The sequence below is a fragment of the Pseudomonas sp. FG36 genome, assembly GCF_057809275.1.
Map to the genome: position 1 here is coordinate 62205 of NZ_JBMDJQ010000022.1, position 25078 is coordinate 87282.

18 protein-coding genes and 1 other RNA gene are annotated in these 25078 nt (G+C 58.2%); 13 read left to right on the plus strand and 6 right to left on the minus strand.

What is annotated here, in order from left to right:
* Positions 1–5: 5 nt before the first annotated feature.
* The 9 genes from aroQ to ACODS9_RS17605 all read left to right on the plus strand — a co-directional run bounded on the left by aroQ (position 6) and on the right by ACODS9_RS17605 (position 8062).
* Positions 6–458 carry a type II 3-dehydroquinate dehydratase gene (gene aroQ / locus ACODS9_RS17565; RefSeq protein ID WP_011535870.1) on the plus strand — a complete coding sequence of 151 codons (453 nt, stop codon included), beginning with the start codon at positions 6–8 and terminating at the stop codon, positions 456–458.
* Positions 459–559: 101 nt separating this feature from the next.
* Positions 560–1024, plus strand: coding sequence for an acetyl-CoA carboxylase biotin carboxyl carrier protein (accB, locus tag ACODS9_RS17570; RefSeq protein WP_489094374.1), 465 nt, complete (start codon positions 560–562; stop codon positions 1022–1024).
* 17 nt (positions 1025–1041) lie between these two features.
* Positions 1042–2397 carry an acetyl-CoA carboxylase biotin carboxylase subunit gene (gene accC, locus ACODS9_RS17575; protein ID WP_023631558.1) on the plus strand — a complete coding sequence of 452 codons (1356 nt, stop codon included), beginning with the start codon at positions 1042–1044 and terminating at the stop codon, positions 2395–2397.
* Between the two features lie 194 nt (positions 2398–2591).
* Positions 2592–2885 (plus strand): hypothetical protein, encoded by a 294-nt coding sequence (locus tag ACODS9_RS17580; protein ID WP_046854113.1) that lies wholly within the window; start codon positions 2592–2594, stop codon positions 2883–2885.
* A gap of 105 nt (positions 2886–2990) precedes the next feature.
* Positions 2991–3382: a transfer-messenger RNA gene (gene ssrA / locus ACODS9_RS17585) on the plus strand.
* A gap of 187 nt (positions 3383–3569) precedes the next feature.
* Positions 3570–4826 carry an integrase domain-containing protein gene (locus tag ACODS9_RS17590; RefSeq protein ID WP_489094375.1) on the plus strand — a complete coding sequence of 419 codons (1257 nt, stop codon included), beginning with the start codon at positions 3570–3572 and terminating at the stop codon, positions 4824–4826.
* Between the two features lie 950 nt (positions 4827–5776).
* Positions 5777–6757, plus strand: a complete 981-nt coding sequence (locus ACODS9_RS17595) for an integrase domain-containing protein (RefSeq protein ID WP_489094391.1) — start codon at positions 5777–5779, stop codon at positions 6755–6757.
* Positions 6754–7020: a hypothetical protein gene (locus ACODS9_RS17600; protein ID WP_489094376.1), complete on the plus strand. Its 267-nt coding sequence runs from the start codon at positions 6754–6756 to the stop codon at positions 7018–7020. Before ACODS9_RS17595 ends, ACODS9_RS17600 begins: the two co-directional genes overlap by 4 nt.
* Before the next feature lie 106 nt (positions 7021–7126).
* Positions 7127–8062 carry a restriction endonuclease gene (locus ACODS9_RS17605; protein ID WP_489094377.1) on the plus strand — a complete coding sequence of 312 codons (936 nt, stop codon included), beginning with the start codon at positions 7127–7129 and terminating at the stop codon, positions 8060–8062.
* Positions 8063–8452: 390 nt separating this feature from the next.
* Here the strand turns inward: ACODS9_RS17605 and ACODS9_RS17610 are convergent, their stop codons facing one another.
* The 3 genes from ACODS9_RS17610 to ACODS9_RS17620 are packed head-to-tail and all read right to left on the minus strand — an operon-like array spanning position 8453 to position 14740.
* The gene (locus ACODS9_RS17610) at positions 8453–11914 is read right to left on the minus strand and encodes a DEAD/DEAH box helicase family protein (RefSeq protein WP_489094378.1); all 3462 of its coding nucleotides are present in this window, start codon (positions 11912–11914) and stop codon (positions 8453–8455) included.
* A 34-nt stretch (positions 11915–11948) separates the two neighbouring features.
* Complete coding sequence (locus tag ACODS9_RS17615) at positions 11949–13127, minus strand: restriction endonuclease subunit S (RefSeq protein ID WP_489094379.1); 1179 nt, start codon at positions 13125–13127, stop codon at positions 11949–11951.
* Positions 13124–14740, minus strand: coding sequence for a type I restriction-modification system subunit M (locus tag ACODS9_RS17620; protein WP_489094380.1), 1617 nt, complete (start codon positions 14738–14740; stop codon positions 13124–13126). Before ACODS9_RS17620 ends, ACODS9_RS17615 begins: the two co-directional genes overlap by 4 nt.
* A gap of 256 nt (positions 14741–14996) precedes the next feature.
* On the opposite strand from ACODS9_RS17620, the gene ACODS9_RS17625 reads away from it, so the two are divergent.
* The 4 genes from ACODS9_RS17625 (at position 14997) to ACODS9_RS17640 (ending at position 21039) form a co-directional block, all read left to right on the plus strand.
* Positions 14997–15236: a hypothetical protein gene (locus ACODS9_RS17625; RefSeq protein ID WP_489094381.1), complete on the plus strand. Its 240-nt coding sequence runs from the start codon at positions 14997–14999 to the stop codon at positions 15234–15236.
* Positions 15237–15627: 391 nt separating this feature from the next.
* The gene (locus ACODS9_RS17630; RefSeq protein WP_401111921.1) at positions 15628–17085 is read left to right on the plus strand and encodes a DUF726 domain-containing protein; all 1458 of its coding nucleotides are present in this window, start codon (positions 15628–15630) and stop codon (positions 17083–17085) included.
* A 46-nt stretch (positions 17086–17131) separates the two neighbouring features.
* Positions 17132–19321 carry a hypothetical protein gene (locus ACODS9_RS17635; RefSeq protein ID WP_489094382.1) on the plus strand — a complete coding sequence of 730 codons (2190 nt, stop codon included), beginning with the start codon at positions 17132–17134 and terminating at the stop codon, positions 19319–19321.
* 11 nt (positions 19322–19332) lie between these two features.
* Complete coding sequence (locus ACODS9_RS17640; protein WP_489094383.1) at positions 19333–21039, plus strand: LeoA/HP0731 family dynamin-like GTPase; 1707 nt, start codon at positions 19333–19335, stop codon at positions 21037–21039.
* 116 nt (positions 21040–21155) lie between these two features.
* Here the strand turns inward: ACODS9_RS17640 and ACODS9_RS17645 are convergent, their stop codons facing one another.
* Genes ACODS9_RS17645 through ACODS9_RS17655 form a run of 3 tightly spaced genes read right to left on the minus strand, consistent with a single transcriptional unit; the run spans position 21156 to position 24994 of the window.
* Positions 21156–21806 carry an OmpA/MotB family protein gene (locus ACODS9_RS17645; RefSeq protein WP_401111912.1) on the minus strand — a complete coding sequence of 217 codons (651 nt, stop codon included), beginning with the start codon at positions 21804–21806 and terminating at the stop codon, positions 21156–21158.
* A gap of 12 nt (positions 21807–21818) precedes the next feature.
* On the minus strand, positions 21819–23843 hold the full coding sequence (locus ACODS9_RS17650) for a hypothetical protein (protein ID WP_489094384.1): 2025 nt from the start codon (positions 23841–23843) through the stop codon (positions 21819–21821).
* On the minus strand, positions 23840–24994 hold the full coding sequence (locus tag ACODS9_RS17655; RefSeq protein WP_401111907.1) for a hypothetical protein: 1155 nt from the start codon (positions 24992–24994) through the stop codon (positions 23840–23842). Before ACODS9_RS17655 ends, ACODS9_RS17650 begins: the two co-directional genes overlap by 4 nt.
* Between the last annotated feature and the right edge of the window lie 84 nt (positions 24995–25078).

Here is a 25078-nt window from a genome sequence, read left to right on the forward strand (position 1 = left end):
CGCAGATGGCAACCCTACTGGTGCTGCACGGCCCCAACCTGAACCTGCTCGGGACCCGCGAACCGGGGCACTACGGCGCCGCCACCCTGGCCCAGATCAATCAGGACCTGGAGCAGCGCGCCCGCGCCGCCGGCCACCATCTGCAATACCTGCAGAGTAATGCCGAGTACGAATTGATCGACCGCATCCACGCCGCGCGCAACGAAGGCGTGGACTTCATCCTGATCAATCCGGCCGCTTTCACCCACACCAGCGTCGCATTACGTGACGCATTGCTTGCGGTGAGCATCCCATTCATCGAAGTGCACCTTTCCAACGTGCACAAACGCGAGCCGTTCCGTCACCACTCCTACTTTTCGGATGTTGCCGTAGGGGTGATCTGCGGCCTCGGAGCCACCGGTTACCGGTTGGCCCTGGAGTCTGCGCTGGAACACCTGGCTGCCAACGCACAGCCCTGATGACACAAGGCCTTGGCCCTTTAGGGCCGAGGCTCATGAAGAAACGTTTTCGACACGTTTTAAAAATACGTCCCCGACCGAACCTTGGGAGTTGCTGATTAATGGATATCCGTAAAGTCAAAAAGCTGATCGAACTGCTGGAAGAGTCCGGCATCGACGAACTGGAGATCAAGGAAGGCGAAGAGTCCGTTCGCATCAGCCGTCACAGCAAGACCCCGGCCGCCCAGCAGTTCTACGCACCCGCGCCAATGGCCGCCGCGCCTGCCGCAGCCCCGGTTGCCGCCGCTCCCGCCCCGGCCGCTGAAGCCGCTGCCGCCGCACCTGCCCTGAAAGGCACCGTGATCCGTTCGCCGATGGTCGGCACCTTCTACCGCAAGCCTTCGCCAACTTCGCCGAACTACGCAGAAGTCGGCCAGGCCGTGAAGAAGGGCGACACCCTGTGCATCGTCGAAGCCATGAAGATGATGAACCACATCGAATCCGATATCGGCGGTGTGATCGACGCCATCCTGGTAGAAGACGGCCAGCCGGTTGAGTTCGACCAGCCGCTGTTCACCATCGTTTGATTCGCGGAGAGCCAACGATGTCTGGGAAGCTCGAAAAAGTTCTGATCGCCAACCGCGGGGAAATTGCCCTGCGGATCCTGCGTGCCTGCAAAGAGCTGGGCATCAAGACCGTCGCCGTGCACTCCACGGCCGACCGTGAACTGATGCACCTGGGCCTGGCAGACGAATCGGTCTGCATCGGCCCTGCATCGTCCAAGGAATCCTACCTGCACATCCCGGCGATCATCGCCGCCGCCGAAGTGACAGGCGCCACCGCCATCCACCCGGGCTACGGCTTCCTCGCGGAAAACGCCGATTTCGCCGAGCAGGTGGAAAACTCCGGCTACATCTTCATCGGCCCGAAAGCCGACACCATCCGCCTGATGGGCGACAAGGTGTCGGCCAAGGAAGCGATGATCAAGTCGGGCGTGCCGACCGTGCCAGGCTCCGACGGCCCGCTGCCGGAAGATCCGGAAACCGCGCTGGCGATCGCCCGCGAGGTGGGTTACCCGGTGATCATCAAGGCCGCCGGTGGCGGTGGTGGTCGCGGCATGCGCGTGGTGCACAAGGAAGAAGACCTGATCGAATCGGCCAAGCTGACCCGCACCGAAGCCGGTGCCGCGTTCGGCAACCCGATGGTCTACCTGGAGAAGTTCCTGACCAACCCACGCCACGTGGAAGTGCAGGTCCTGTCCGACGGCCAGGGCAATGCCGTGCACCTGGGCGACCGTGACTGCTCGCTGCAGCGCCGTCACCAGAAGGTGCTGGAAGAAGCCCCGGCCCCGGGCATCGACGAGAAGGCCCGCCAGGAAGTCTTCAAGCGTTGCGTCGACGCGTGCATCGAGATCGGCTACCGCGGTGCCGGTACCTTCGAGTTCCTGTACGAGAACGGCCGTTTCTACTTCATCGAAATGAACACCCGTGTTCAGGTGGAGCACCCGGTTTCGGAAATGGTCACCGGTATCGACATCGTCAAGGAGATGCTCAGCATCGCCGCTGGCAACAAGCTGTCGTTCCGCCAGGAAGACGTAGTGATCCGCGGCCACTCGCTGGAGTGCCGGATCAACGCCGAAGACCCGAAGAAGTTCATCCCGAGCCCAGGCAAGGTGAAGCACTTCCACGCCCCGGGCGGCAACGGCGTGCGCGTCGATTCGCACTTGTACAGCGGCTACTCGGTTCCGCCGAACTACGATTCGTTGATTGGCAAGCTGATCACCTACGGCAAGGACCGCGACGAAGCCATGGCGCGCATGCGCAATGCCCTGGACGAGATCGTCGTCGACGGCATCAAGACCAACATCCCGCTGCACCGCGACCTGGTGCGTGATGAAGGTTTCTGCAAAGGCGGCGTCAACATCCACTACCTTGAGCACAAACTGGCCAACCAGGAGTGATCACGTTAGCGTGATGACAGAGCCCCGGCCCCGTGCCGGGGCTTTTTATTTGCGCGTGCCAAACCCCGCAAGCGCAAGGCGTGGGAGCGGGCTTGCCCCGCGATGCAAGGGCGACAAACCCGATTGAACCCCGCCCAAAGCCGCGCAGTCCACCGATCAGGCCCACCTTCCCGAGGCCTCACGAGGAGACTCCCATGAAAGGTACTGCGCTATCCGCCCTGTTCGCGGCCGCCACCCTGCTGGCCTCGCCTGTATTCGCCGCCGACGACCTGTGCGCCATGAACCTGCAGAAGATCGACGACAGCATGGCCACCGCCGGCGCCACCTCCGAAGGCCTGGACAAGGCCATCACCGAGCACGTGGACCAGGCCAAGGCCGCCCAGGCGAAAGGCGACAACAAGGAATGCATCGCCATCACCAGCAAGGTGCTCGAGCGCCTGGAAAAGACCGAGAAAGGCAGCGGCTCGGCCGGTGGCAGTGGCACCTAGGCCCTGCGCACACGCGGGTGGCCGAACCTTCTGTCGACGTCGCCCGCGTAAGCGCGTATACTCGGCCTTGCGTGCTGAAAGGCACGTTCAGCTAGAGCTGAGTGTGGGGCCGATTAGGATTCGACGCCGGTAGCGAAACTCTAGGTGCATGCCGAGTTGGTAACAGAACTCGTAAATCCACTGTTGCAACTTTCTATAGTTGCCAATGACGAAAACTACGAGGGCTACGCTCTCGCTGCGTAAGCAGCTGAGCCCGCTCTCCTGGTAGCTTCGGCTCCAGCAATCATCAGGGGATGCCTGTAAACCCGAAATGATTGTCATACAGAACAGGATCGTCGTGCAGCACGTTGGGGGCGAAGCGACTAAAACTTACCCAACTCATCCAAAGCACCCTGCCCGTCGGGCGGCTGCGGATTAAATCAGTAGACACGGCTAAGCATGTAGTACCGACAGCGGAGTACTGGCGGACGGGGGTTCAAATCCCCCCGGCTCCACCAAATGATCAAACAAAGACGTCCACGGACGTCTTTTTTTGTGCCTGCGATCCAGTAAATACGCGGCTTCCAGCGCTTTTGCGGTCTTTCAAGAGTTTTTGAGTTCCAGCTATTCGGGTATTCCAGGCGGTATTCCAGCTCACCCGGTGCTAATCTTTGGAATACCGAATCAGTGCTTGAGGACAATCTCATGCCTGCTCAAAACCTCCGCCTCTCCGATCGACAACTCAAGGGAGTCAAACCCGCGTCCAAGGATTACGTCCTCACGGACGGTGACGGTTTGCAGCTCCGCGTACGCAGCAACGGCTCGTTGCTGTGGAATTTCAACTACCGAGAACCGGTGACCAAGAAGCGCATCAACATCGGCTTCGGCACCTACCCCGAACTGTCACTGGCTAATGCACGAAAGATGGCAGTCGATGCCCGCGAGCTGCTCGCACAGGGCATCGATCCGAAGGTGCAACGCAATACGTTGAATGAGGCCAAGCGCGCAGAAACGGAACACACCTTCGAGAACGTGGCCACCGCCTGGTTCGAGCTCAAGAAAGACTCGGTCACCCCGGCCTACGCCGAGGACATCTGGCGGTCGCTCACACTGCACGTGTTCCCCGATTTGAAGACGACGCCACTGACGAAGATCACCGCGCCGATGGTGATCGCATTGCTTCGTCCAATCGAAGCGAAAGGCAGCTTGGAGACGGTCAAGCGTCTAAGCCAGCGGCTAAACGAGATCATGACCTACGGCGTAAACTCCGGGCTGATCTTCGCCAATCCGCTCACCGGCATCAGGGCAGTATTCAAGAAGCCCAAGAAAGAGAACATGGCTGCGCTTCCGCCCGAAGAACTCCCCGAGCTCATGCTGGAGATCGCGAACGCCAGTATCAAACGCACCACCCGCTGCCTGATCGAATGGCAGTTGCACACCATGACTCGCCCCGCCGAGGCGGCGACTACTCGCTGGGCAGACATCGACTTTGAAAGGCGTGTCTGGACTATTCCACCGGAGCGGATGAAGAAGCGCCGCCCTCACAGCATCCCGTTGAGTGATCACGCTGTCGCACTTTTGGAGTCACTGAAAACTCACAGCGGCCATCGCGAATACGTCTTCCCGGCAGACAGAAATCCGCGTACCCACGCCAATAGCCAAACGGCCAACATGGCGTTAAAACGCATGGGGTTCCAGGATCGGTTAGTCAGCCACGGCATGCGCTCGATGGCCAGCACCATCTTGAATGAACATGGGTGGGACCCGGAGCTCATCGAAGTAGCCCTGGCGCACGTCGACAAGGATGAAGTGCGCAGCGCCTACAACCGAGCCGACTACATCGAGCGCCGGCGCCCGATGATGGCTTGGTGGAGTGAGTACATCCAGAAAGCCGCCACCGGCAGCCTGCTCGCCTCTGCATACGGCCAAGTCAGAGACAATAACGTGGTGCCGATCCGCTAGCACTGTACAGGCGCAATAACGGCGGCGACAGCAACTGATCGCTCAAGATTCAGGGAAAGCAGCCTCGTTTATCCGCTTGTCAGCGCGGGTCCATCCAAACAGGGCTGCAAAGCCGCCCTGTTTGGATGGACCTCACCTTGAAGAGCTAAAAGCCACGACGTAATCCGGGATTTACCACGGAATTCCACAGATGGATAACCGCTTTTCACGTCCCCATAAGCGCTGAATCTCGGCCCTTGACCGGGTTTATCCACAAGCGTAGAACTGGCCGAGCAAGCGCTGTCGATGACAGCACCCCAGGTGACCCGAATCTTAAAGGTCACGCCGCTCCCGCGGTGGTTCTCCCCAAGGGCGATTCGCATCCGGCAGCTCGCCCGGTCACCTCCCCGGTGATGGATGCCAACTACATTTCATGGCCCTCGTGCGCCAGACGACACTTCCTATTGCGCTGCCCTGCAGCAACCTATCCGCTTGGCCGAATCTTGCGCCAACCTGTGCCCGTCTCTTTCTCCTGGAAAGAGACGGGCGCTTCTAACCCTGCTGCAGCCCTCATCGCACTTGGCTTTGCGGCAACTTCCCTCGTGACAATCAGCGTGACAACCGTCGATGTCACCAGCAACAGCGCTTTAGATGATGGTGCCGCAGACCAAGGAATGGACTGCACCTGACTGACAGTCAGGCATGCCCCGGTCATCGCACCGCTGCGTTCACCCGGTTCAGGATCTCGCGGCACTGGTCTCGTCAGCCAATGCAGCCTCCACCCGCCCACCGGTAATGGTGCTCAGGAGGCCAGATCATGAGATGCCCTTGCTCCCGGTCGTAAGGAGCCGCCAGTCCCGCGTAGAGGACATTCCCCACAGGTCGCAGGGGCCTTGATCCCTGATAACACTCAGCATTCTTGGCGGGATGACGTGGGGCAGGACTGGAGAGCAAGAGATGAGGTGACCGATATGGCATTGGTGGGTAGACGCGATGGCCGCAATTTCGGCTACGGCAGACAACTGAGCTATGCAGGGCCGCAGGCGTTGAAAGACATGTTCGGCGGCGGCCACTACGGCACGGTGAAGGCACACTGTGATCGGTGGCAGGCATTCGTTAAGTGGTGCCGCTCAGAACAGGGGCCGGGTATCAATGATGCGCGGCAGATTGATCGGAAGGTATTGGCGGACTATGCGGCGTATCTGCGCGAAGTGGTTAGGCGCGGTGAGCTTGCTCTTAGCACCGCACAAAACCGCCTTTCCAGCGTTAACAGGACTATGGCAGCGCTTCGCGGTGATCAGTACGTGGCATTGTCCAGTCCGAGCAGGGCGTTGGGTATGCAGCGCACCGGGATTCGCCACTCAGTGCCGCAGGGCCAAGACCGCGAACAGGTTAAACAGATCGTCAATGCGCTTTGCCGCAATCATCAGCAACGGGCCGCTGCAATCGTTCTGTTGGCGCGAGCCACCGGCATGCGCTTGCGTGAGGCGATCCTAGCCGACTTGCCACGGCTGAGCCGTGAGGCTAACGACCTAGGCAGGATCAACATCCAGGATGGCACCAAAGGCGGCCGAGCTGGCGCCTCAGCGCCACGATGGATTGCGGTGGACCACCATGTTCAAGACGCACTTGGGTTTGCACGGCAGCTGTCACCTACGGGCAGCCGCAACCTGATTGCACCAGATGAAAGCTACCTGAATTTTCTCCAGGAAATCATCCGCCCTGCGCGGGACATCCTCCATGCACACAACCTCAGAGGCTTCCATGAGCTACGAGCGGCGTATGCCTGTGAGCGCTACGAGCAGATCAACCAACACCCCGCGCCAATCAATGGCGGCCAATGTTGCCAGGTAGACGGGAACCTTGATCGTGAGGCCCGAAGGCAAATCAGCTATGAGCTGGGGCACGGGCGGATCGACGTGGTCGCTGCCTACATTGGAGGGTGCGCATGAGCAAGTCATTCGACATGGAGCTGTTCTTGTCTGCGGTATTGACGGGCTCGCACGCAACTCGACAACGCCATGTACGACAGGCGAAAATCATCCAGGCTGAGATTGCAGAGCGCTGGCAGCGAGAAACGCCTTGGACTTGGCAGCGGAAGCATGTGATTTGGTTCCTCGAACAGCGTCTAGCCCGGCGCAGCAATGCAACGCGGTATTACTACCTCCTAACCCTGCGACTGCTCGCTCGCCGCTTAGAAAAATCATGGGTGTGAATATGGTAGACAGCGCGTTGAGATCAGCAATTTGGCTCACTAAGACAAAGCGCAGTCGCTGAGCTGCTACGTTGGACTAAGCCTCTAATCAGGAATAGAAAGAGCCATGTCAGTCCCGACCTACGACCAGTTCATAGAGCCCATCCTACGTTTTCTCGCCACACGTCCTGACGGGTCCACCGCGAGCGAGGCTCACGAAGCCGCCGCCATGTCTCTTTGCCTGAGCGAGTCACAGCGGCAGGAGACCATCGCAAGTGGCCAGGCCACCTACAAGAATCGATCAGGCTGGGCGCATGATCGGCTAAAGCGTGCTGGCTACTCTAGCAGCGCCAAGCGTGGCTACTGGCAGCTGACCGACACCGGCCGCGCATTCGCCCAGGCAAACCCGACGCCGTTGAGCCCAGAGCAAGTCGAGCACCTAGCTGTGAACTTCATGAGCGTGAAGCTGAAGACAGCACCGGACGCCGCCTCGCTTGATGAAAGCAGCGACACGTCAGAGCCTATTGCCAAGACCGACCTCGCCACTAGCAGCCCGCAGGAGCGCCTAAACCAAGCCATCCTCGAGCTGCGCACAAGCGTCGCGGGAGACCTTCTGGACAATTTGCTACAAGCCAGCTCGACACGCTTCGAGCACATCGTACTCGACGTGCTGCACAGCCTGGGCTATGGCGCGAACCGTCAGGCTCTGCAACAAGTCGGCGGCAGTGGCGACGGCGGCATCGACGGCGTGATCTCGCTGGACGCACTAGGGCTGGAAAAGGTTTACGTGCAGGCCAAGCGCTGGCAGAACACTGTCGGGCGTCCCGACCTACAAGCGTTTTATGGCGCCTTGGCCGGGCAGAAAGCCAAACGCGGTGTATTCATCACCACCTCCGGCTTCACCGCCCAGGCCGTTGACTTCGCGCGCTCGGTCGAGGGGTTGGTATTGGTCGATGGTAAACGCCTGGTAAACCTGATGCTCGACCATGAGGTGGGTGTCAGCTCGCAGCTTTACAAAGTGCCCAGGCTCGACAGTGACTACTTCGACGAATCGCTCGGGTGAGCCCCCACTATGGCCTCGACAAGCTCGCAGGCCGTCGGCGCCCTGCGCCTTTCGAACCCTATCCAATGCCAGTGGGGCCTTATAAACGCCCGCGCATCGGACCCCGGTAAGGGACTAACTGAGACGGCGCTGTTCGATTGAAACATCTAATCTCGTGTACACATTGGGGCACAGGCCAGTAAGTGCTCGAAGTGTCGCGTTCAACTAATTCCGGACACCGAATTTAGTTTTCGGTAAGCGCTGGTAGTAACCGACCGTTGAGCTGATGCGTCGCTCCCACTCGTAGCGCTGCATCAGCCAACTGTACGCGGTGAATGAGATGGTACTGTCAGTCAGCATGACAGTCGCAACTCTAGCTATGGCCGCCAACTATCTTCGCCCTGCTGCTTCTCAATACCCTCTCGTGGCTTCCGCGACCATTGACATATTACCCCTCGCCTCCTCATTCACCGCCTGTGCATTATCGTTGATCACACGAATTCGCTGTGCAATATCGGCGATTTGGGCTGGCTGGAATAGCTGCAGCAGGTCGGCGGCGAACGGCGGCTGAGTAAGGCGCTCGGGGGCCAACACGCCATTCTGAGTAAAGTAATCAATCAAAAGAGTGACGAACTGGATCTGCGCACTATTCATTTGTCGCTCGTCTAGATAATCAGCGAAGGCCTCCTTGGCCTCGCTGCGGTCAAGGCCAATCAACTCACGGATAAACACCCCGAGCGATTTATCCGGGTGTATATTTTTCTCGTAAGTTGTACGGTCTGGCAAGCCGCTGGCAGCAAACAGAAGGTCCTCCAGCACCGCTAAGTCTTGGACGGTGACAGGACGGTTGCGCTTTATCCGTTGGATGGTCAACTGCCCCTCGTTGGCCTTGATGAATGCTTCAACTTTCTTGCGGTACTGCAGCAACGCTCCGCCGGTGGCGATGATGGAGATAACATCCTTCTCTGTCGCCTCACTCAGTTCATCCTCAAAGCGGGTATAAACCGCCTTGCGCCCTTCGCGGTCGACAAACTGCACAAGCTTCCGTAGACGCAGACGCATCTCATCGAGCATTGGGATTGTCGAGTCCTGCCACCATTCATCACTTTGCACTTGCTGGATGAAATGCAGGTGCGCCTTAACGTCAGGCACACTCGCTTTGGCTTCCAATTGTCTAGCTAACTCCACCACTTGTAGACGTAAACTCTCCGGGATTATGCCCTCCTCCAGCCGTGCTATTTGCAAGCGGAGAACCAGGTGGTCAAAGCGCAGCGCAAGCTCACTGTCAGCCTCGGCAGTATTGAAGGGAGCTGCCTCAGTGGGCAGCGGTCCCAGATGGTCATTCAGCTCACCAATCTGCAGGGCATTTAGACAGTTCCAGGCATCGCGTTGCAGGTAGCGCTCTACCAATTGGCGACGCGGGCGCACCATGAAGTTGTCGAGGTTCATCCCAGTGATCCGATGGTGCAGGAGGTCGAGGGTGTAGCGCCGATAAACCTGCTCCGCAGTATGCTCGGAGCAAGCAAGCGCCGTAGCAAGCTGCAGACGCTTGGCGAAAATCTGCTGTGACAGCGGCTTAGCAAGGTTATCCGTCGCGCCCTCTGGGTTTTCCTCAAAAAACTCGAAGTTTTGACAATAGTCGAATATCCGAAAATCAGTCTTATCGTCGCCGGGAGCGAAAAGATCTTTGCACAGTCGAGTGCCACGACCAAGCATCTGGAGGAACTTAACCCGAGACTGTACAACCTTGAAGAAAACGAGGTTTACCACCTCAGGGACATCAATCCCAGTATCCAACATATCCACTGATACAGCAATGGTTAGTGGCACGTTAGGATCGACCGGTGCACGCTCGCCCTTAAACTCATCAATCAGGGTGTCTGCGTACTTCTCTTTGTAAGTAATTACCCGTGCGAAATGCCCTTTGCAATTTTTATAGTGATGATTGAATCGATCGACAATCAGCTCAGCATGTGCATTGTTTGCGGCAAAAATTATCGTCTTACCTAACCGATCGCCACCAGCCACTTTGATACCTTGCGCCATCAAAACCTGGAGCATCTTGTCGACAGTGTCGGTGTTGAACAGGAATTGGTTAACCTCCGAGGGTAGTACCTCGTCGCGCTCATCCAGTTCCTCTTTGCTCTCCCACTCTTCACGCTCCTCGGCAGACAACTGAGCGTACTTCACTCCTTGGCGCATAAACTTGAGCGGCACGCTGTAGCCTCGCGGAGGCACCAAGACCTTGTCGTCAAAAGCCTGGTGCGCCTCATAGGCAAAAGTCGGCACGCCGTTCTCGATGTCAAATATCTGATAGGTGTTCTTGTCGATATCACTCTTAGGGGTAGCAGTCAGCCCAACCAGCAGCGCATCGAAGTATTCAAATAGGTAGCGGTACTTCTGGTAGATGGAGCGGTGCGCCTCATCGACGATCACCAGATCGAAATGACCAATGCCACACAGACGCTTGTCTGCTGGTGCATTAAGCTGGTTCATCATGGTTGGATAAGTCGCTAGCGAGATCCGGCTTTTCAGCGCACGAGTGCCGCCAGAAAGTATTTCCGCGCCGGCCCTGGGCAGTAACTTAGTGAACTCCTTCTTAGCTTGGCTGATCAGCGCATTGCGATCAGCGAGAAATAGCACATTCTTCACGCAGCCGGCACGCATCAACACATCCACCAGCGCGATCACCGTTCGTGTTTTACCGGTGCCAGTAGCCATTACCAGTAGGCTTTTACGCTGTTTATGCTGTTCAAATTGCTCGCATACTGAACGGATTGCCTGAACCTGATATGGTCGGCCCTGGCCGGCAATTGCACTGTCAACGCCTACCTCAGCAAGCGGTGTGACCAGAGTACGACGGTCGACCATGCGCTGCAGCTCGTCCTGATTGTGATACCCCTGCACCATACGCGGCGGATAACTGGCATCATCCCAGAACCAGATCTGATAACCGTTGGTGTAGTACATCAGTGGGCGCTGGCCATGCATCTGCTGCAGGCAATCAGCGTACAACTTTGCCTGCTGCCGGCCCAGATGGGGCTCGATGGTAGCCCGCTTAGCCTCCACTACCGCCAGCGGTTTGCCGTCAGCCCCCCACAGGACATAGTCTGCGTATCCGAGCACTTGAGGACTGGGCATGCCGGTGACTTTGTACTCGGCGACATTCGCACCATCGGGCTTCCATTCAGCCTCACGCAGCAATTGATCGATAAGGTACTTACGAGTTTCTGCCTCTGACCAGTCGTGGCTATCAGGCAACTGCTGATGCTGAACCTTGTGGCTGGCAACTTGCGCCTGTAGACGGGCCAGTTCAACACGCAGTTCGGCGTTCTGCTGCTCCTTTTCGGCCAGCGCCTCGGCGGCCTTTTCGTCCCGCTCCTGCAACTGGCGCTCGAGCGCCTTGAGCTGTTTGACGCTCTGCTGCACCAGTTGAGCGTCGACTGCAATCGTATGTGGAAGCTGCGTCGCATCAAACACCTGGTTCTGCGGCGTCTGCCGCGTATAGCTGCGGTAGAACCAATAAAGGATGTGATGCAGCTCCTTGACCACCTGAGCTGCGTCAGCAGGGGACACCTTGCGCTCACTGTGCACCGCCGCATTACCAGCTTTCTGCACCAGCTTCAACTTGCCGAACAGTGGCGGTGGCAACATGTTCTTGAAGCAAGACTGGTGGATCAATGTATTCAGGCTGTGATCGTAGCCGGGCTGGTCCATGGCCGGATCGTAACGGTAGACCCAACTCACCGCTCGCTCCACGGCATAACGAGCATAAAAGCAGGCTGCACGTGGGTCAGCATGTACCAGGCTTTCTGCCTTGCCAGCCGGCTCCAGCAGTTCAGGCCACTCGACCATGAAAAGGAAGTTACTCATCCGTGGTTCCTTTAAATACGGGACTATGGGTGGATCATGCCAGCTTTAAAGCCAACTCGCCCCTGAAAGCGCGTTGCATCAGCGACTGGAAAGCCTGCTCCAGCTCCGCCTGTTGGCGTAAGGTGACCTGTCGCTGGGCCTCAATCCTCTGCAGCGTTACAGCGAACTGCGTCTGCCTGTCGCGCGGCTCCTTCGGCATCGGTAAGGCCTTGAGTTGCGTCATGTTGATTGATGCCAGGTTGGTGGTCTTTTTCGCGCAGCTGAGGAAGTAGGTCTTGACCATTTGAGTGCGCAAATAACACTCAAAGAATTGCGGGTCGTAGTCGTCGGAAAGGCGTACCCGGAAGATGTGGTTCTGGTGAATGCACTCGGTGATTTCTCCCGACCACATGGCACCGCGCCCAAGCTTGTCGAAGTCTCCGCCCTCGGTCATAAGAATGTCGCCAGGCTTGAGCATGTATTTTTTGATGTCGCGCTCGGTTGCCTCGATTTCCTTGACGTCAGACAGATTAAGAAAGCCATCCTGCACATTGGCAACACGTAGATATGGCAGGGTGCGAACTGCACCGCTCAACTTACTACCCTTAGCCACGCCGGAAACCACATCAGCAACTTCCGCCAGCGAAACGAATTTTTCAGCTGTCTGTTGCCGATAATCGCCAAATAACTCCAGAAACAGCGACTGAGTAAGCTGCTTTAGCTCCGTCTCTATCTGCTGCGCCTGCTGACGCAGGCGATCAACCTGCTTCAGCACTTTGGCGATACGGCGCTGTGTGGGCAGAGGAGGCAACGGAATCTTCTGCTCGCCAAACAGTTTCATGCTCAAGCGAGGCATCTTAGCGCCAGCTGTTTTGCTGACGGCCCAATTTACGAAGTCGGGCGAGCGCAGATAGAACGCCAGATAGTCCCGATCAAGCCTTTCCTTGTCCGGAAGCAAGGGCACCAGCTCGCTGGAGCAATATCCATATTCGTCCGGCACCACGACCTTATTTAGGTTAGGACGTAGCTTTGAGTAGAGAACGTGCTGAGGGCCAAAAACATTGGTGGAAGTACCAATTCCATTCAAGTCGACGCGCAGTTTAGAAAGTATACGACCCGAGTTCGCTTCGACCTGATCGAGGTTTAAAAGCCAGTAGCCTTCTCTGTCAATCAAGCCACTTTCCAGCGGGATAATCGGAGCAACCTCTGACATTTTCACTTCAGGAAAGCTCACAGCATCCCCTCCAACGCCTTGATCCCCTGCTCCATGGCATCTTGCAACGCCTTGATCCGCCCCAGAATCGCCTTTGGTGCGTCGTACTGCACATCCTTGTAGATCAGCTGCTTATAACGATTGATCGATAGGTCATAGCCGTTGCCAACGATTTCCGCCTTGGGCACTAGGAACGACTGATCGCTGCGTGCTCGCACCCTCTCATCATCGCGTGCAAACCAGCGGTGGAGGATATCCGGTAGATTGCATTGCTCATGGGCCTCGAAGAGCTCGCCCCTCTCGCCCTGCAGATGCCGATAGAGCGATTCCTGTTGCGCTTGGGAAAGCAACTCCTTGCGCTTGTCGTCAAGGCTCCAACCATCAGCTCGCATGTCGTAGAACCAAACGTCGTCGGTACCACCGTTGCCAGTCTTAGTAAACAGCAAAATGGCCGTTGACACTCCAGCATAAGGTTTGAAAACCCCAGACGGCATGGCGATTACCGCATCCAACTTGTGCTGTTCCACCAGGGTCTGACGGATTGCCCGGTGCGATTTGCTGGAGCCGAACAGAACGCCATCCGGCACGATCACCGCAGCCCGCCCACCAGTTTTAAGCAGGCGCAAGATCAGCGCAAGAAACAGCAACTCGCTCTTTTCCGAAGGACCTTTCTTATCAGCAGTTTCGTCACCGTCTTTCTTGGTCTTGCCGCGAGTCTGTACCTTTTTTGGGGACTTACCCAGCGCAGATAGCAAATCAGGCGACAGTTCGTCATAGGCAACCGAACCCTTAAACGGCGGGTTGGCAAGAATCAGGGAGTAGGCCTCACGAATGTTATCTTCGCCGTGATCGCTGAGACTATCTCGGTAGGCCACTGTGGGGTTGTTGACTCCATGCAGCAGCAGATTCATGGCACCGATGCGCAACATGTGCTGGTCAAAGTCAAAGCCGGTGAACATGCGATTGTGGAAATGGCTTTCGTTGTCATGGCGCAGTACCGGATCACCGTAGCAGGCACGCACATACTCCTCGGCGGCCATCAGGAAACCACAAGTACCTGCTGCCGGGTCACAGATAGTGTCGCTCTTGTTTCCGTCCAGCACCGGCGCAGTCATCGCCACCATCAGTCGAATTATGTGCCGTGGAGTTCGGAACTGACCGTTGGTACCGGCGCTGCTCAGCTTGGAAAGCATATATTCGTAAAGGTCGCCATTGGTGTCGCGATCATGCAAGTCGAGCAGGTCGATCAGTTGCACCACCTGATCCAGCACTGAGGCCTTGGGGATCATGAAGATTGCATCTTTCATGTGCTGAGCAAAGGTGCTTTCAGCATCATGCAGGCTCTTGATGAAAGGGAACACCTGATCACGCACTCGCTCGAACATCTGCTGCGGATCAATGTTCTTGAATTTGTGCCAGCGCAGCCCCTCCTGCTCCGGTGCAAAAACCGGACTGCTCAAAGGCACTCCGATAGCATTAGCGACCTTTTCACGCTGCGTATGGATGTCGTCGAGGCGGCGGATGAACAGCAGGTACGTGAACTGTTCGATGACAGAAATGGGGTTGCTGATACCGCCGGTCCAGAAGGCTTCCCAGATCTTGTCGACCTGACCGCGGAGCTTGCCTGTGAGCATGGTATTCCTTGGAGATTCAGTAGAGAGCGTGGAGCACCACGGAGAACCTTCAATTTTAACCGATTGACGCCAGCTACGTCTCACATGATGAGGAGAGCGCCAGCGCAGGAGAGCGGAACGTAATCGATCATTTCGCTCAATCAATCTGCCACAGAGACCCAACATACCTTGTCAATGACGTGTGTATAGGGCCTGTTCCAAAAATCCCTGAATGTCTTAGAAGGCTTGCAGCAGCACAGCCGGTACGTTTTGACCTATGATCAAGCTCATCGACCAGGCTTCAATCGCTATTGGGGCCAAGCATCTCGCAAGTCGGATCGACTTCATGCCTACGCCTCCGGGTAACCCCTGCGATGGACTGAATGGCGCCTTAGGTCAAGAGCGACCACTCACTATTGCAACCCAGCCCAGATTCGATATTCAATTAGCTTTTTTTCTGCCCGCAGCTTTTGGTGTTGATGCAGCTATGGCGATAGCTCCGGAGGAGTCTGGGTGATGCATGTTATTGGAAAGTCGCTTAGCTGAATGACTGCGCTTGGCTCAGGAGTTACCTGGCAGCGGTCGAGCAGCGGCAGGCCAAAAATCCTGGATCCAGTCTTCCAATTGGTATTCCAGCTTGAATTAAGAACCGATATTCATTCTATAGATCAATCTGTTACTGACTGAATTCAAATTACCCCGGCCCGTAAACAGGGCCATTTTTCCTGACAGCTTATTGCTCATGCTTCAAAGTCCAATCTGCGTTGAGAGGTGTATCGATGCATCACTCTAAAGCTGCGAATTGCAATTCCGGCTGCAACGTAGACGAGAGGACAGGCTGGCAGTTTGCCACCCAGCCTGACATGCTAAGCCCCTGTGGATCGCGCCCTCGCACGGAGCTCTCACCCTTGAAACCCCAGCGCTTCAGCTTCACCACCCAATCCTTCAACAGTACGACCACCACCGCCAACGTGTTTATCCACGGCTACTCCGCGGGCCACAACTTCACCGACCGGGCACTGCTGGTCAGCCAGATTCCGCAGGCCCTGAATACCGATATCAACCTGCTTGCGTTCTGGGAATCCAGCCACTTCGGTTCAATCGGCAAGCTTTCGCGCAATGTCATCTTCGGTGCCTCGCGCCTGCACCCAGCAGCAACGCTGGCGGCGTTTGCCGGGGACAGGGCCGTCCATTTCGCGATGTCCCGCAAACGCGCGAATCTCGTCGGCGAAACCCTGCTCGATGAACTGGGGGACTATCTGCTGGAGCACTACCCCTACGTCACCCACGTAAACCTTGTCGGCCACTCTTTGGGCGGACGAGTGGTGATCAGCGCGCTGCGCAAACTGGCCCAAAACCGCGATGCGTGCGACCTGATCATCAATGACGTGCTGTTGATGGCTGCGGCTGTGGAGGTATCGGCGGACGAAGCGCAGGCGTTGAACGATACCGCGGAACGTGTAATCAACGCCTACTCCAAGTCGGACGGTGTGTTGCTGCTCAATGCCGATGAAAAGTGCCTGGGGCGGCATGAAGTCGAGCCCTTCGATAACGTTGAAATGACCAAGTTCGGCCACCTGGACTACTGGCCGAAACTGCATGACGTGCTCATGCGCACGCAGTTTGCTGGCTTCAACGGCCAACAACTCGGCCAGCTCCAGCTGCAAGACCCGGTGCTCAACGACGTCTTGCTTTATGGGCTGCTCCAGAGCGTCCCGCAAGAGGTACTGGCCCAAGGCATCAAACATCTCAAAACCAGCAGTTGGGCCAGCATCGACGAGCAACAGCCGCTGCACTCCTTCATCCGCGAAATGCAGTACCTGGGTGGCCATTGCATGGTGAACTTCGTGCGGGGCCGGGGCATTGCCTACCCCGCGCTGCTGGACATGCTGGTGGAGCACTTCGACCTGGCCAATGACCGACAACGTTGCGGCGCCGTCGTGGAGTTGGAGGCACTATTGGTTCGGCAAGTGTTCGACAACGCGTTCCCGGAAGGCCATGCCTTCAGCAGTTCGCCTATTGCCGCAGTGAAGGCCATGCCTGCGGACACCTATTTCAGCCATGTCGACGCACTGGCCGAGCGCTTGACCCTGGCTTCCTACGTCAAGGCTTCAGCCTCTGCTCCAGAGGTGGAAACCTCTCAAGCGCTGACAGTCACCGGCGGGACGCTCAACATCACGCAACTGGCAAGCTGGACCCTGCTGTCGGCGCTGCCCGGGGCACTGGGCAAGCATATAGCCGGCCGCTGGATGACTAATTTCAAGACCGCGCTGAAACCCGGCTACTCGGCTTTGGTACCCGCCGTGGCTGTGGTGTTTTTTGCGCGGGTTCACTGGGGGAGCGAGCGTGGGTTCAGACACCGCTGAGACATCCACCGCGCCAAGCGTAACCAACGTCAGATAGGAAGACACCATGACTGCAACCGAAGACCTCCCCGAAGGTCTCTACCTCAGACTCATCGAACATGTCGGCGCGCTGCTCAGCGCCCTGGGCCGCAGCGCTGACGACGCCAGCCTCGCCTCTGCCCAGGCGGATGCCCAAAACAAGCTCAAGGAGATCGAGCAGGCGCTGACCAAGGCCATCCTCGAGCTGAAGGAAAACGCCGAGCACAAGACCTTCACCGTGGCTTTCTACGGCGAAACCAACGCGGGCAAATCGACCCTGATCGAAACCTTGCGCATCCTGCTCAAGGAAAGCACCAAACAGGCCCAGCGCCAGCGCTTTCTCGACCTGCAACAGCAGTCGGGCCTGAGTGAAGCAGCGCTACAGGCGCTGGAAGGGGAAATCGCCTCGTTGACCTCGCGCCTGGCCCAGGCCGAGGCAGAGGTGCTCGCCGCCGACGCCCGCCACGACCAACGCCTGGTCGAGCAACAGCTGCAGGAAGAGGCCCTGCGCACACGTATCGAAGAACAGAAACGCAACGCAAACTTGTTCCAGCGCATCCTCAACCTGCTACGCAAGCTTCCCGAGGAAATCGCGCTGGTGCAGTTGCAGGCTGGCGCGTCGGTATTGCCCATGCAGCGTGACGTCGAATTGACCTCGTTGCGCCAGCAAAGCGAGCAACTTCAAGGGCAACTCGGCGAGCAGAACCAGCGCCACGCCACCACTCTCGACAGCCTGCAGCAACTGGCCGCCTTCGAAGACGGCCGCATCATCGGCGATGGCCGCGCCGACTTCACCCGTGAAACCCAGGCCTACACCTTCGAAAGCGCCGGGCAGCAGTTCCAACTGCTCGACGTGCCCGGTATCGAGGGCGATGAAAGCAAGGTCAGCGAGCAGATCAACAAAGCGGTAAAGCGTGCCCACGCGGTGTACTACGTCACCTCCAAAGCAGCGCCGCCGCAGACAGGCGACGCCGGGCGGCCTGGCACGCTGGAGAAGATCAAGGCGCAACTGGATGCGCAGACGGAAGTGTGGACGCTATACAACAAGCGCATCACCAACCCTATCGCCCTCGACAAACCAAACCTGGTAAGTGCCGACGAACAAACCAGCCTGGACAACCTCGACCAGGTCATGGCCGGCCAACTCAAGGGCCACTACCGCCGCAGCATGACCCTGTGTGCACTGCCAGCGTTCTACGCCGCTGCCGAATGCCTGGTACCGCGCTCCACAGCGGCGGCCAGCCGCAAGAAGTTCCTCAATGCCATGCCTGCGGACGACCTACTGACCAAGTCTGGCATCAAGCAGTTCTACCGGCACCTCACCCATGACCTGGTGACGGACGTGAAGGCCAAGATCCGCCGTTCGAACATGAACAAGGTGCAGTTGGCCGTAACCCACGTGTGCGAGGAAATCGCGGTCATCCAGCACAAACAGTTCGCGCCACTGGCCAGGAAGCTCAAAGAAGAAGCCGAGAGCGCTTGCGAGCAATTGCAGATCGCCTTCAAATCGCTCAACAGCCGACTCGCCAACGAGGGCGAAAAGGCGATCGGCCAATTCGAAGAAAACGTGCGTAACCGCGTTTACAAACGCATTGAAAGCAACATCAGCAACGATGAATTCAAATCCGCGCTCGAACGGGTATTCGAGAGTGAGCAAGCCGCCCTGCAAGAAAACCTGCCGGCGGTGCTCGACAAGCAAGTCGAGCGGTTCCAGAACCAGGTCAGCGATATCGTGCAGCGCTTCGAAGCCCATGCCAAAGACCTGCTCGACGGCTACTCGCAAATCGGCAAGACCCGCTTGGCCAGCGACTTCAACCTGAATGTGAACATCGATAACGGCATCAACGTAGTGGGCCTGCTCGCCAGCCTGGCCGGCGGCGTGGCGTTGTTCTGGAACCCGGTAGGCTGGGTGTTGATGAGCATTGGCGTGGCCACGCTACTTATTGGCGTGATCAAGTCGGTGTGGGGCTTCTTTGACGACGACTACAAGAAAGGCCAACAACGCAAGGCCACCGACAAGAACCTCGATCAAGCCTGCCAGGCCATCCGCGAAGGTTTCCAGAAGACCCTCAAGCAAGCGCTGCCGCCGCTGGAAGAAAAGATCGAGCACATTGACAGCGTCCTGCATCAACCCGCCCGCCAGGCCACGCACATCCACCGCAAGCTCGCAGCCGCGCACCGTGGCCTGAACGACCTTGCCAGCGACCTCAACGCATAAGGAACTGCAACATGCATTCAACTCTTGAAAGCTTTCAACACCAGAACAACCAGGCGCTGGCACTGCTGGGCAAGCTACAGGCGTTTCTCGAACAAGGTGCCGCGCTGGGCGTCAATATCGACCCCAGCCTGTTGAGCAAACTCGAACACGCCAGCCAGAACCTGGCCACCGAAAAGCTCAAGATCGCCCTGATCGGCGGCTTCTCCGAAGGCAAGACATCCATCGCCGCCGCGTGGATGGAGCGCCTGGACAAGGCCAGCATGAATATCAGCCAGCAGGAGTCGTCCAACGAAGTGAAGGTCTACGATGTAGACAACAACTTCGTGCTTATCGACACTCCCGGGCTGTTCGGTTTCAAAGAGCAGTACAACGCCGACATCGATGCCATGGAGAAGTACAAGGACATCACCCGCAAGTACGTCAGCGAAGCGCACCTGGTGCTGTATGTGATGAACTCCACCAACCCGATCAAGGACAGCCACAAGGACGACCTGAACTGGCTGTTCCGCACCCTTGACCTGCTGCCGCGCACGGTGTTCGTGCTCAGCCGCTTCGACGAAGTGGCCGATGTTGAAGATGAAGACAGCTATGCCCAGCACTTGCAGGTAAAACGCAGCAACGTTGAGGCCCGTCTGCGCGAGAGCATTGCTGCCAGCGACGCGGAAGTAGCAGCCTTGAGCATTGTTGCGGTCGCCGCCAACCCATTCGACATGGGCACCGACTACTGGCTCGAACGCCTGACCAAATTCAAGGCACTGTCGCATATCGGCAACCTGCAACAGGCCACTGCCGGGAAGATCCAGGCCAGCGGCGGGCCGGCGAAAATCGTCGAGCAGGCGCGCAAGAGTGTGATCCTCGACGTGCTGCACAAGGAGTTGCCAGTAGCGATTGAGAACGACCTGCGCCTGGGTGATGAAGTGGAGCACCTGAGTGGAGTCAACCGTGCCCTCACTCGCCAACTCAGTGGCGCCGAGGGCCAGATAAGCGAAGTACGCACAGGCCTGCGCGAGTTCGTTGCGCGTTACTTTGCCGGGCTGATCCTGCGCACCAAGGGCCTGACCCAGGAAACCTTCCAGGAATTCTTCGAGCATGAGATAGGTCGCGACGGCGTTATGGTCAACACTCGCCTGAAGAACGAGTTTGATCGCCAGCTCAATGGTGTCAGCCAGGAGCTTTCCCGCATGCGCCTTAGCTTCGACTCGGAGATAGACCACTTCAATAGCACCGTGATCGACCTGGGCAAGCAGGGCTTGAACTACGTGGTCAAGGGCAAGTTCATCAACAACGGCAGCATCCTGGCAGCCCGTGATGGCATCGTGAGCGCGGCCAAGACCCTAGGTGTGGATCTGGGCAAGACTCTCAAGTTCAAACCGTGGGGTGCGGTAAATCTGGCCAAGAATCTCAATGGCATCCTTTCGGTGGCTGGCTTGGCACTGGAGGCCTGGGACAGTTACGAGCGCAAGAAGCGCGAAGATCAGTTCCGTCTGGCGCTCGTCGAGATGGAGAACAACTTCAACGATCAGCGTGAAGAACTGCTGGCCCTTATCGATGCCCCAAGCTTCGAGGCCCAATTCTTCCCGGACTATGCCTCATTGCAAAGCAATGCCGAAGACGTGCGCAATGCTATCGAGAGCCAGAACACGCTGCGTGAACAGTTCCAGCAATGGCGCCAAAGCGGGGAGTTGATCGAGGCCGAGTTCACCCGAATCGAAGGGTAAAAGGCATGTGGCCCAGCCCCCAAATAACAGCGCAATTTCTGTGGGGGCGGGCTTGCCGGCGAGTGCCATCGAGGAAACCCGCCCCCACAGGCGTTGCGTTTATTGCTGGAGAGCGCTTATGGCTTGGCCGGCTCCGGTGTGATCCAGCGCACTTCGATACGCCGCTGCTGAGCATCCTCCGGTGCAATACCGGGGATAGGCTGTGAGTCTCCATAACCCGCCACCACTACTCGCCTTGCCGTGGCAGCATCGAGGTTGCCGATAATCAACTTGCGCGCCTCACGCGCGCGCGCGGCCGAGAGCGTGAAGTTGTCGTCGTAGACCGTGCAATTGGCCTCGAAGTTGGTGACCGGGCGCAACACCGGCAGGTTGTCGGTATGACCCTCGATGTACACCTGGGCGCCCTGGAACTGCCCCAGGAACTTCGTCACCGCCACCTCGATGCTATTGAAGGCTTCCCGGGACTGCTCAGTAATACAGGCACTACCACGGCCAAACACGCCATCACGCAGCGTCAGTTTCTGCGCGCCCAGGTCTAGCGCCACCAGGCTGGCGCCGTCAGTGCTGTTCAGCGAGTCGCGCAACGCACCCAGCAACTGCTCCACCTTCTGCCGCTGGCTGGCACTGCTCTGGGCCTGTTCCTGCTGGTGCTTGATGTCCGAATAGCTCTTCTGCAACACCGCCATCACCAACAGCAGCATCACCACCGCCATTACCCCAGCCATCAGGTCGGCAATAGATACCCATTCATTCGGTTTGTCTTTCATCGCCCGCTACCTTCACTCGACCGTTTCTTGCTGCGGCGCCACCGGCTGTGGGCGATCGAGAACATGGAGCTTCTCGATGATCTGACGCAACGACTGGGTGATCTCGGTGCCGGTACTGTGCTGCTGGCTGCGCTCGGCAAGGTTGCCCAGTGTTTCCATGTGCTGCTCAATACCCTGCAGGTTACGGCCGATCATCTCCACCCGCGCCGCCAGTGCCTCCATCGCAGGTTGCAGCGGGCTGCTCTGCTGCATGGCATTGAGCTGCTCGACCAGGGCCTTGATTTCATTGGCTGCCAGCTCGGCCTGTTTCGTCACCTCGTCGTAGCGGCCATCGAGAGCGACCATGCGCCGGCCACTTTCGGAAACCGCCTTGAGCCCCGAAGTGATCCGCTCTTGCAGCACTTCCACCAGGTGCGTCATGCCTTGCACTTTTTCCTGCAAGGTAAGGCTGGAACTCTCGAACGTGCTAAGCGCCGTGACCTGCATCTTCAGCGAGCGCTCATTGGAGGACTTCATGTCTTCCATGATCTCGCCGACGCTCTGCGACAGGTTGTTCACCGCAATGGAGATGCCTTGCGTGGCGTCGGACAAGCTGGCAGACATTTGCTCCATGTTGCCGGTAAAGCTGCTCCCCATCAGCCCAATGGTCTCGCCCAAGTCCTGTTTCAGATGCCCCAGCACACCGGCGACACCTTCCTTGAAGTCGGCAATGGCTTGCTGCAGGTCACCGGCAGATTCACCGATGGTGCTCGCCGCGCTGGCCATCTGTTCGGCAGCGCCAGAAATTGCCGCCAGGTTGCGTGCGTTGCTATCGATCAAATGCTCCATGGCCTGGCGCGTAGCACGAGCGTCTTCGAGTTGCGCCTGGTTCTGCTCTCCATGCTGTTGCAACTGGGTATCTATGCCACCCAGCGCCGTCAGCACTTGCTCGCTGGTGCCGTTCAAGGCTTGCAGCAATGGCAACGCGGTGGCCAGGGTCTTGCCGCTGGCTTGCTGGGCTTGCAGCAGGTCTTGTCGAATCTTGCCGCCGGCTTGGGCTTCCTGCAGCAGGGCTTGCCCTGCCTGGTTTGCGGTCGTTTGCAGATCATGCAGCTTTTGCAACTGCTGGCTGCCCGCCTGCTGGCCCTTGAGCAGCGACTGGGTGCCGGCCTGCTGCTCCTGCAACAGAGCCTGCAAGGTCTGGTTGCCGGCCTGCTGCTCCTGCAACAGAGCCTGCAAGGTCTGGTTGCCGGTTTGCTGCTCCTGCAACAACGTTTGCAAGGTCTGGTTGCCTGCTTGTTGATCCTGCAGCGACACCTTCAACGGCTCCAGCAACGCGTCGATGCTGGAGCGGTTGTTGCTCAGCGCCTGCTGGGTCGTGGCAGTGTGGTGCTTGAACTGGCGGCTCTGCAAGTCCAGCAACTGACGCTGGCTCTCGTTCTGGGCAGCCATGTTCTGGTCGAGACGTGCCAAGGTTTCGAGCAGCGTCATCTGTGCCTGCTGGCGTTCCTCCTGGCGCTGCTGGCGGCTGCTGTCGAAGGCATGTTTCATCTGTTTGGCGCACCAACGCAGGCGGCGTTCCTCGTAGCCGTTGCGTGCGGCATAAAGCTTGAGCAACAGGAACGCCAGAATGCCCCAGGTCGAGGTTTTGAACTTGGTGCCCAGGCCTTCCATCATGCCCATGAGGTTCTTCATGGCATCGTCCATGCCGCCACCGGCATTGGCGTCCACCAGGATGGTCGATGCCTTGTTCAGGGCGATGCCAAGGCCCAGGAAGGTGCCCAGCAGACCCAGGATCAACAGGATCCCAGGCATGTACTCGGCCATCCGCTCGCCAGGGCTGGCCACCGCAGCGCTGATTTCATGCAGTGAGCCGTGCTCTACGTCCAGGTCGTCCTGGCCGCCTCCCTTCCAGCGGCTGGCCCAGGTCTGCTCGCGCGCGCCGCGCTTCAACGCCACTGCGGTCAGCAGCGAAAGTACGCCGATCAGCCCGGCGAACAAGAGCTGCAGCAGGTCGGCAGAAGGCAGCAGGAACGTCAGGATCTCTTGAAAACTCACGCAGACACCTCAACCAGACGGGCAGCACGTTCACGGCTGGCTTCTTCGAAGATGTTGGCAAAGTCGATGATCAGACTCTGCTCGTCTTCGGTGAGCTCCTCCCACAACTTGCCGTGTTGCGCACAATCGATGATGACCATGCCCACCTGCTGGCTGTCCGCAAGCAGGTACGCGTCGTCGGCGAAGTCTTCCGGCCCCTTTTCCAACACCTGCAGGAAGCCCTCGGCGGCGAACACGTAGTTGCGCATTTCCTGGTTGCGTTTGCGCAGCTCGTCCATCTTCGCCTTCAGGCCTGGCAAGCGAGCCTGAATGTCGGCCAGGGCGGCCTTGTCTTCGGCAGAAGGCTCGCCGAGGTTCATGCTGATTTTCAGCTGACGCTCCTGCACCTGAAGCTTGGCCACCGCTTCGCTGAGGGTTTTCCAGTCCTTCTCCTGCTGCTCGAGGTTGCAACCCCAGGCCATGATCAACTCTTCGAACACAAATGGAATCAGCTTCTTGCCGAAGCGAACCTCAATCACCTCATCCAGGCGCACCGCCTGGACGTCACTGATTTGCGGCTTGGCCTTGAGCAGCTCGGAGGCCACTTCAACCAGGAACAGGTCGTCGCGGTTCAGGGCTTCCAGGTCCTGGGCGCGAATCAGCCGCTGTTCGGTTTCCTTGAGCAGCTTCTGCGAGGCACGCAGGCGCAGGTAGTGGTCGAAATCGGCAATGCGGTTGTTCTCCAGCACTTGCTGGATGCGTGTGCTCAACTGCGCGTATTGGGTAATCAGAGTAGCCAGGTCGAGGGCGCGACGAGCGTCGCCGCGTACGTCTTCACGGGCTTCGCGCAGCACTTCCTCGTGAGTGGCAGCCTGCTCCATCTCCGCATCGTTCAGCAGGATGTCGCGCAGCGTCTTGGCCTTGGCGATGGCCCACTCGACAGCAGCCTTGACCTTCTTGGCCAGCTCGCTCTTTTCCCAGTTCAGCAGGGCTTCCAGCGCCTTGTCGAACGCGCGAATGGCCGTGGCCACCCAGGGGAAGGTCGGCAGCGCAACGGTGGCCCACTCTGCGGCCACCTTGAGCGCGGGCCGGACCACATTGGCGATGAATGGCTTGACCTTGCTCCACACCTCGGTGACCTGGCCCACGAACGATTCGGCCTTGGTAGCCATCCAGTCCAAGGCATCCCTGGCTTTTTCGCGCACGGCTTCGTACGTGGAGCGCACTGTCTCTACAACGGTTGAGCCCACGCTTTT

Excerpts from the sequence above, each read along its gene's own strand:
- ACODS9_RS17625 (WP_489094381.1), top strand. The coding sequence starts at position 14,997 with ATGATCAAGCTCATCGACCAGGCTTCAATCGCTATTGGGGCCAAGCAT.
- ACODS9_RS17640 (WP_489094383.1), top strand. The coding sequence starts at position 19,333 with ATGCATTCAACTCTTGAAAGCTTTCAACACCAGAACAACCAGGCGCTG.
- aroQ (WP_011535870.1), top strand. The coding sequence starts at position 6 with ATGGCAACCCTACTGGTGCTGCACGGCCCCAACCTGAACCTGCTCGGG.
- ACODS9_RS17620 (WP_489094380.1), bottom strand. The coding sequence starts at position 14,740 with ATGCTCACAGGCAAGCTCCGCGGTCAGGTCGACAAGATCTGGGAAGCC.
- ACODS9_RS17595 (WP_489094391.1), top strand. The coding sequence starts at position 5,777 with ATGGCATTGGTGGGTAGACGCGATGGCCGCAATTTCGGCTACGGCAGA.
- ACODS9_RS17580 (WP_046854113.1), top strand. The coding sequence starts at position 2,592 with ATGAAAGGTACTGCGCTATCCGCCCTGTTCGCGGCCGCCACCCTGCTG.
- ACODS9_RS17655 (WP_401111907.1), bottom strand. The coding sequence starts at position 24,994 with ATGGCTACCAAGGCCGAATCGTTCGTGGGCCAGGTCACCGAGGTGTGG.
- ACODS9_RS17645 (WP_401111912.1), bottom strand. The coding sequence starts at position 21,806 with ATGAAAGACAAACCGAATGAATGGGTATCTATTGCCGACCTGATGGCT.
- accB (WP_489094374.1), top strand. The coding sequence starts at position 560 with ATGGATATCCGTAAAGTCAAAAAGCTGATCGAACTGCTGGAAGAGTCC.
- accC (WP_023631558.1), top strand. The coding sequence starts at position 1,042 with ATGTCTGGGAAGCTCGAAAAAGTTCTGATCGCCAACCGCGGGGAAATT.
- ACODS9_RS17600 (WP_489094376.1), top strand. The coding sequence starts at position 6,754 with ATGAGCAAGTCATTCGACATGGAGCTGTTCTTGTCTGCGGTATTGACG.
- ACODS9_RS17610 (WP_489094378.1), bottom strand. The coding sequence starts at position 11,914 with ATGAGTAACTTCCTTTTCATGGTCGAGTGGCCTGAACTGCTGGAGCCG.
- ACODS9_RS17590 (WP_489094375.1), top strand. The coding sequence starts at position 3,570 with ATGCCTGCTCAAAACCTCCGCCTCTCCGATCGACAACTCAAGGGAGTC.
- ACODS9_RS17635 (WP_489094382.1), top strand. The coding sequence starts at position 17,132 with ATGACTGCAACCGAAGACCTCCCCGAAGGTCTCTACCTCAGACTCATC.
- ACODS9_RS17605 (WP_489094377.1), top strand. The coding sequence starts at position 7,127 with ATGTCAGTCCCGACCTACGACCAGTTCATAGAGCCCATCCTACGTTTT.